Source organism: Pseudomonas sp. AOB-7 (assembly GCF_003696305.1).
Taxonomy (GTDB): Bacteria; Pseudomonadota; Gammaproteobacteria; order Pseudomonadales; family Pseudomonadaceae; genus Aquipseudomonas.
On sequence record NZ_RFFK01000046.1, the window covers coordinates 1 to 838 of the forward strand.

Sequence of the window (838 nt, forward strand, 5' to 3'; positions counted from 1 at the left end):
GGCAGCCCCCTGCCCTTCCGGCGCACAATCCGCAAACATGAACTGAGACAGATTGTCCCCCTGGCTGAATCAACGATCTACGAGATGGAACGTCGTGGCGAGTTCCCCCGGCGCTTCAACCTGACACCACGTTGCGTGGTCTGGGATCTGGCCGAGGTGGAGGCCTGGATCGAGGAACGCAAGCGGGCGCCTCGGCTCAATATCAGCAAGCCGGATGTTTATCTAAGGAANCAGCCAAGCATGAAGTCGGCGCCGACCTCATCCGACAAGAGCTTGCAGTTCCTTGGAGGCGGGGCGCGTTAGCCGCCGTTCTTCCTTGGCTAGATTGACCTGCAGGGCCACCTGAGCCACGTCCAAGACACCGCCAGGCAGCAAATAGCTGCCTTTGGCCTGCAGCCAGGTCAGCACGTCCGCCAGGTGCCAGATCGAAGCACTGCCCTCATGTACTGGTGTAGGGAAGCTGCTCGGATAAGCCAACATCAGCTTGCGCATGTTCTGGCGCGACACGCTGAATCGCCCCTGATTTCGTAGACACCTCCAAGCCTCATAATGAGGCCCATCAGGAGGTGCCATGAGCAACCAGCGTTACCCCGAAGAATTCAAAATCGAAGCGGTCAAGCAAGTGACCGAGCGCGGCCTGCCAGTTGCCGAGGTGGCTGCGCGCTTGGGCATGTCGGTGCATAGCCTGTATGCCTGGATTAAGCGCTACAGCAAGCCGCAGGAGCAGCGGCAGAAAGAGGACGATCAGCAGGCCGAACTGCGTCGTCTGCGTGCGGAACTCAAGCGTGTCACCGAAGAGCGAGACATCCTAAAAAACCGCCTCCCCGGCGCTCCGCGC

The 838-nt window shown here is 60.1% G+C and carries 2 protein-coding genes and 1 pseudogene; 2 read left to right on the plus strand and 1 reads right to left on the minus strand.

Annotation, left to right across the window (positions count from 1 at the left end; genetic code table 11):
• Positions 1 to 303: AlpA family transcriptional regulator (locus EA796_RS22915; protein WP_256679251.1), on the plus strand; the 303-nt coding region annotated here is incomplete at its 5' end.
• On the opposite strand, the pseudogene EA796_RS22920 reads toward EA796_RS22915, so the two are convergent.
• Positions 259 to 507, minus strand: a pseudogene (locus tag EA796_RS22920) (DNA-binding protein); the annotation flags it as partial. The gene EA796_RS22915 and the pseudogene EA796_RS22920 overlap by 45 nt on opposite strands.
• Before the next feature lie 64 nt (positions 508 to 571).
• On the opposite strand from EA796_RS22920, the gene EA796_RS22925 reads away from it, so the two are divergent.
• On the plus strand, positions 572 to 838 hold a 267-nt coding region (locus tag EA796_RS22925; RefSeq protein WP_147459085.1), incomplete at its 3' end, for a transposase.